Genomic DNA, 6,155 nt, shown 5'->3' on the forward strand with positions numbered 1-6,155 from the left:
CCGGGACCGGCCCATCGTCGACTTACTTGAGCTCGACCTTGGCGCCGGCCTTCTCGAGCTGGGCCTTGAGCTTCTCGGCCTCGTCCTTGGCGACGCCTTCCTTGATCGGCTTCGGCGCGCCCTCGACCAGGTCCTTGGCCTCCTTGAGGCCGAGGCCGGTGATCGCGCGGACCTCCTTGATGACCTCGATCTTCTTGTCGCCGGCGGAGGCGAGGACGACCGTGAACTCGGTCTGCTCCTCGGCAGCGGCGGCGGCGCCACCGGCGGCCGGGCCGGCGGCCACGGCGACGGCAGCGGCGGCCGAGACACCCCACTTCTCCTCGAGCATCTTGGCCAGGTCAGCGGCCTCGAGCACGGTCAGCGAGGACAGGTCGTCGACGAGCTTGGCGAGATCAGCCATTTTGAATTCCTCTCAGATATCGGTTTGAACGGATGGATTTTGAAGGGCCTCAGGCGGCCTCGTCCTTGTTGGCATAGGCCCCGAACACGCGGGCGAGCTTCGCCGCCGGCGCGTTGACGACCTGAGCGATCTTGGTCGCGGGCGCCTGCACGAGGCCCACGATCTTGGCGCGCAGTTCGTCGAGGGACGGGAGCGAGGCGAGCGCCTTCACGCCGTCCGGGTTCAGGGCGGTCTTCCCCATCGCGCCGCCGAGGATCACGAGCTTGTCGTTGACCTTGGCGAAATCGACCGCGACCTTCGCGGCAGCGACCGGATCGCCGGAATAGGCGAGCAGGGTCGGGCCCTTCAGGAGCGGCTTGATGGAGGCGACGTCCGTGCCATCGAGTGCGATGCCGGCGAGGCTGTTCTTGGCGACCTTCACGGTGGCGCCGGCCTGCTTCATCTGCGCGCGCAGCTTCTGCATGTCGGCGACCGTGAGGCCCTTGTAGTGGGCCACGACGACGACGGCGCTCTGATTGAACACGCCGTTGAGCGTCGAGACGAGATCAGCTTTAGCTGTCCGGTCCACTGGGCTCTCTCCGGTTGGCGGAACCCGGTCTCGGGTCCGCCGGTTGCACATGCCGCCCGGACGTGGTCTCGGCCTTCAGGAAGACCGGGAACGTCCGAACGACGCTTCGCGGCCCTGTCCCCGCGCGTGCCCCTTCGGGCCGCCTCGGGCGAGTTGGTTCAAACCGACACCCCTCCGCGGCCGGGGCCGGGGCGAGGCGTTTCGAATTCGGTCTTCCCCGTCTGTGCAGGCTGGCGGATTAAGCCGGCGAACCGGCACCTGCAGTCTCGGACAGGACATGGCCGGACAAGGCTCCGCGGGACTCGTCGCCCCTGGGATCCTTCCGGCCAGTGCCACCCGGTTGCCCGGGCGACATTTCGAGCGGAAACCGGCCGATCGGCCGCTCTCCTTCCGTGAGGATGAAATGCGTGAGGCGCGGTGTATAGAGCCTAGCAAGCCGCCTGCCAAGGGCCGGAGCGCGACTTTTCCGCCGCAGGCAAGGACTTGCGCGGGTACCCTGCCGCTGCTGCATCGCTCGGGGCCCGTCCCGGGATCCCCGGCTAGGCCGCCTCGCGCTCCGGCACCAGCTTGCGCCGCGCGGCCTCCCACCAGCTGCGGTCGCGGGCGGCCTTCGCCTCCGCGGCCTTCGCGGCGTAGAACGAGGCGTTGTGCTCGCCGCGCAGGGCCTCGCGGGTGAAGCGGATCAGGTGGTGGGCCACGAAGCCCATGTTGAACACCGCCTCGATCTGCCCGCGCTTCAGCGCGTAGCCGGCCGCGCTCCAGAACGGCCTGCGGTAGTCGGAGAAGATCCCGACGCGGGTGATGATGTTGAAGCCCAGGATGAGGCCGCGGCGCAGGTTGGTGAACGTGAGCTTGCCGGCCGTCGGCGTGGTGATGCGGTTCGGGTACGTCACCGCGCACTGGTGCTTGAAGCGCTCGAAGATCTTCTCCGGCTCGTAGGCGTGCGCGATCGCCCGGCGCCAGCTGCTCACCACCGAATCGTGGGGGCGCTTGAACAGGACGTTCGACTCGAGGCTGGCGTCGTGGAGGAGCCGGCCCTCGCGCTCCAGCCGGTCCCAGAGCGGGGTCTTGGGCAGGGCCTGGAGCAGGTTGATGGTCAGGACCGGGATCGCCGAGCGGTCGATGAAGTCGATCAGGTTCTGCTCGGATTTGTCGGTGTCGCTGTCGAGGCCCAGGATGATGCCGGAGGTCACCTCGAGCCCGTAGGAATTGAGGGTCTCGATCGCCTCGTACATCGGCACGGCGGCGTTGTGGGTCTTGTCGATGCCCTTGAGGGCGTCCGCCTCCGGGGTCTCGATCCCGACGAACACCGTCATGAAGTTGGCCTGCCGCATCAGCTCCAGGATCTCGGGCTGCTTAGCCATGTTCAGCGTCGCCTCGCAGGCGAACTGGAGCGGGTAGTTGTTCCGCTTCTGCCATTCCACGAGGTGCGGCAGCATCTCGCGGGTCGCCTTGCGATTGCCGATGAAGTTGTCGTCGACGAAGTAGACCACTGCCGGGTGGCCCGGCTGGCTGACGATGGCGTCGAGCTCGGCGCACATCTGCTCCGGGCTCTTCAGGCGCGGCTGGCGGCCGTAGAGCTGCGGGATGTCGCAGAACTCGCAGCGGTAGGGGCAGCCCGAGGAGAATTGCAGGGAGCCGATCAGGTAGCGCTTGAGCGGCGCCGCCTCGTAGGCGGGAGCCGGGAAGTCCGCGAGCGGGAGGCGATCCTTGGTCTCCAGCACCACCTGGGCGGGCGGCGGCGTGAGGTCCGCGTCGAGGCGGGCGACGAGCTGCTCGGTGGCGTCGCCGATCTCGCCGATATGGAGGTAGTCGAAGTCGCCGTACTTCTCAGGCGCGCCCGAGACCGAGGGGCCGCCCAGCACCGTCACCTTCCCGGCCGCGCGGGCGCGGTCGCGGATATCGTGGATCTGCGGCTCCTGGATGTGCATCCCGGAGACGAAGACCGCGTCGGCCCAGGCGAAGTCGGCCGGGCCCGCGCGGCGGATATTCTCATCGATGAACCGGCATTCCCAAGCCTCCGGCATGTAGGCCGCGATCAGCAGCAGCCCCTGCGGCGGCATGAACGCCTTCACCCCGCCCATCAGCGGGTAGGCGTGGGAGAATGTCCCGAAGGACGGCGTGTAGGCGGGAAAGACGCACAGGATGCGTCGCTTGGAGGTGACCGTCAGGGTGCATCGCATGCCGGCCTATCTAGCACAGCCGCGGCCGTTGGCGCCCCCCTCGGCGGTTAAGAATGGCGTGAGGGACGCAGGTTCGGGCCGGCCCATCGCGGCTTGTCTTCCTGTCGCGTCACCGACCGTATTCCGCACCTGCCTCGCGCCCTGGACAGGCCTGCGTCGGAGACAGGTCCGAGACAGGGACGAGGACCGATCCCGCTCCCGCGAACGCAGAGCGCCCGGCCGTTCCCGGCCGGGCGCTCCGCAGCGTCGACGATTCGTCCCGCCTCAGGCGGTCAGGACCGTGTTCGGCTCGACCTTCACGCCCGGGCCCATCGTCGAGGTGACGGCGATGCGCTGGACGTAGGTGCCCTTGGCGCCCGCGGGCTTCGCCTTGGCGACGGCGTCCGCGAAGGCCTTGATGTTCTCGACGAGCTTGTCGGCGTCGAACGACACCTTGCCGACGCCGGCATGGACGATGCCGGCCTTCTCGACGCGGAACTCGACCGAGCCGCCCTTGGCGCCGGCGACGGCGCCCTTCACGTCCATGGTGACGGTGCCGACCTTCGGGTTCGGCATCAGGCCGCGCGGGCCCAGCACCTTACCGAGACGGCCGACCAGCGGCATCATGTCGGGGGTCGCGATGCAGCGATCGAACTCGATCTTGCCGCTCTGCACGATCTCGAGGAGATCCTCGGCGCCGACGATGTCGGCACCGGCGGCCTTGGCGTCGTCCGCCTTGGCGCCGCGGGCGAAGACCGCCACGCGCACCGTCCGGCCGGAGCCGTTCGGCAGGTTGCAGACGCCGCGGACCATCTGGTCGGCGTGGCGGGGATCGACGCCGAGGTTCATCGAGACCTCGACGGTCTCGTCGAACTTCGCGGTCGCCCGCTCCTTGACCAGCTTGATCGCCTCGTCGAGCGCGTAGAGCTTGGTCGCCTCGATGCCCTCGCGGGCGGCGCGGATGCGCTTGCCTTCCTTAGCCATGCTGCCCTCCCTTACGCGACGACTTCGAGGCCCATGGCCCGTGCGGAGCCACGGATCATCGCGACGGCCGACTCGACCGTGTCGCAGTTGAGGTCGGGCATCTTCTTCTCGGCGATCTCGCGAAGCTGCGCCTCGGTGATCTTGCCGACGGTCGGGCCCTTGCCCGGGGTCTTGGAGCCGGAGGCCGGCTTCTTGCCGAGCTTCAGGCCGACGGCCTTCTTCAGGAAGAAGGTGACCGGGGGCTGCTTCATCTCGAAGGTGAAGGAGCGGTCCTGATACGCGGTGATGATCACCGGGATCGGGGTGCCCTTCTCCATCTGCGCGGTCTTCGCGTTGAAGGCCTTGCAGAATTCCATGATGTTGAGGCCGCGCTGACCGAGCGCGGGGCCGATCGGCGGCGACGGGTTGGCGGCGCCGGCCGGGACCTGAAGCTTCACGTAGCCCGTGATCTTCTTCGCCATGGGACTGCTCCCAATGAAAATCCGCCCCCGTGCGGCCTGAAGCGCGGCGGGTCGGACGGTTGCAGGTCGCGGTGCGAGCCGTGGATCCCGGAGGCGAAGCCGGGCGGTTCTCCCGCGGATGGTGCCGCGCCCTCAGCGGAACGCGGCGGCTTCGCGGTCTCCGCACCCGGTGGGGACGCGGCGACCGGAACGGACGGGCGGCCGGAGGGCCGCCGCGATCGGGGGCTCAGGCCTTCTCGACCTGGGCGTATTCGAGCTCGACCGGCGTGGCACGGCCGAAGATCGACACGGCCACCTTGAGGCGGGAGCGGGCGTCGTCGATCTCCTCGACGGTGCCGTTGAAGCTGGCGAACGGGCCGTCGGCGACCCGGACGGTCTCGCCGATCTCGAAGGAGATCGAGGGCTTCGGCCGGTCGACGCCCTCGGCGACCTGGCCCTTGATCCGCTCGGCCTCGGCGTCCGGGATCGGCACCGGCTTCGACTTGTCGGCCCCGAGGAAACCCGTGACCTTCGGGGTGTTCTTGATCAGGTGGTAGACCTCGTCGGTGAGGTCGCACTTCACCAGCACGTAGCCGGGGAAGAACTTGCGCTCGGCGTCGACCTTCCGGCCGCGGCGGACCTCCACGACCTTCTCGGTCGGGACCATCACCTCGTCGAACAGCTCGGTCAGCCCGCGCTGGGCCGCCTGGTCCTTGATGGACTGGGCGACCTTGTTCTCGAAGTTCGAGTAGGCGTGGACGATGTACCAGCGCTTCGACACGGTTCCGTTCAACTCCGACAAGTCCCCGGGGTCACCCCCGATCGGCGGCGAGCCGCCCCCAGACGCCCAGGATTTCTCAGACGCCCAGGATCAGGCCGACCAAGAAGCGCAGGGCCTGATCCACGACCGTGAAGAACAGGCTCGCGGCGACGACCATCACGAACACCATGATGGTCGTGATCGTGGTCTCCCGGCGGGTCGGCCACGTGACCTTGCGGGCCTCGTCGCGCACCTGGGCGAAGAACTCGCCCGGCGTGGCGCGCTTCTGCGGCGCGCGGGCGGGGGTCGCGGGCCGGGCGGGCGGCGGATTCGCGGGACCGCGGGCCGCGCCGCGCACCAGGTCCACCTTCTTGGTCGCTTCGTTCGATGCCATGGCGCCAGTGTCTGTGCGTGTTCGGCCCCGAGGCAGAGACCGCATCCGGGAATGCGAATGTCGGCGCCGAGGACCAGGATGGGCCCGCACCGACGGTCGCTTCAGATCTCGGATTGCGCCCGCTCTAGCGCAACTCACCCGGCTTGTCGACCGGGCCGCCGCGCGGGATCGGGCTGAATGTCTGGCAGGAGTGGAGGGACTCGAACCCGCAACCTCCGGTTTTGGAGACCGGCGCTCTGACCAGTTGAGCTACACTCCTAGCGCACCGCCCAATGCCCCATCGCGGCGCGGCTTGCAAGGGGTCGCTTGCGGGAAGCGGGCGGGAAGCAGGCGGGAAGCGGCGCCGACAGGACCCCGCCCGCCCGAAACGACGACGCCGACCCCCGTCGAGACGGGAGCCGGCGTCGGAGAGGCGGGGCGGCGCGCGGCGCCGCCCCGGATCGATCG

7 protein-coding genes and 1 tRNA gene are annotated in these 6,155 nt (G+C 68.9%); all 8 read right to left on the reverse strand.

What is annotated here, in order from left to right:
* Window positions 1-22: 22 nt before the first annotated feature.
* The 8 genes from rplL to ACLBYG_RS25890 all read right to left on the reverse strand — a co-directional run bounded on the left by rplL (window position 23) and on the right by ACLBYG_RS25890 (window position 5,967).
* Window positions 23-400 (reverse strand): 50S ribosomal protein L7/L12, encoded by a 378-nt coding sequence (rplL, locus tag ACLBYG_RS25855; protein ID WP_020096227.1) that lies wholly within the window; start codon window positions 398-400, stop codon window positions 23-25.
* Window positions 401-449: 49 nt separating this feature from the next.
* Complete coding sequence (gene rplJ / locus ACLBYG_RS25860; protein WP_026605422.1) at window positions 450-968, reverse strand: 50S ribosomal protein L10; 519 nt, start codon at window positions 966-968, stop codon at window positions 450-452.
* Between the two features lie 539 nt (window positions 969-1,507).
* On the reverse strand, window positions 1,508-3,151 hold the full coding sequence (locus ACLBYG_RS25865; RefSeq protein ID WP_447683379.1) for a B12-binding domain-containing radical SAM protein: 1,644 nt from the start codon (window positions 3,149-3,151) through the stop codon (window positions 1,508-1,510).
* Window positions 3,152-3,415: 264 nt separating this feature from the next.
* Window positions 3,416-4,114, reverse strand: coding sequence for a 50S ribosomal protein L1 (gene rplA / locus ACLBYG_RS25870; protein ID WP_020096224.1), 699 nt, complete (start codon window positions 4,112-4,114; stop codon window positions 3,416-3,418).
* Window positions 4,115-4,125: 11 nt separating this feature from the next.
* Window positions 4,126-4,575, reverse strand: a complete 450-nt coding sequence (gene rplK / locus ACLBYG_RS25875; protein WP_010686899.1) for a 50S ribosomal protein L11 — start codon at window positions 4,573-4,575, stop codon at window positions 4,126-4,128.
* Between the two features lie 226 nt (window positions 4,576-4,801).
* The gene (gene nusG, locus ACLBYG_RS25880; protein WP_012320778.1) at window positions 4,802-5,335 is read right to left on the reverse strand and encodes a transcription termination/antitermination protein NusG; all 534 of its coding nucleotides are present in this window, start codon (window positions 5,333-5,335) and stop codon (window positions 4,802-4,804) included.
* 76 nt (window positions 5,336-5,411) lie between these two features.
* Entirely contained in the window at window positions 5,412-5,708 is a 297-nt protein-coding gene (gene secE, locus ACLBYG_RS25885; RefSeq protein WP_020096222.1) for a preprotein translocase subunit SecE, read from the reverse strand.
* Window positions 5,709-5,890: 182 nt separating this feature from the next.
* Window positions 5,891-5,967, reverse strand: a tRNA-Trp gene (locus ACLBYG_RS25890).
* Window positions 5,968-6,155 lie beyond the last annotated feature (188 nt).

The organism is Methylobacterium sp. D53M (assembly GCF_053345625.1).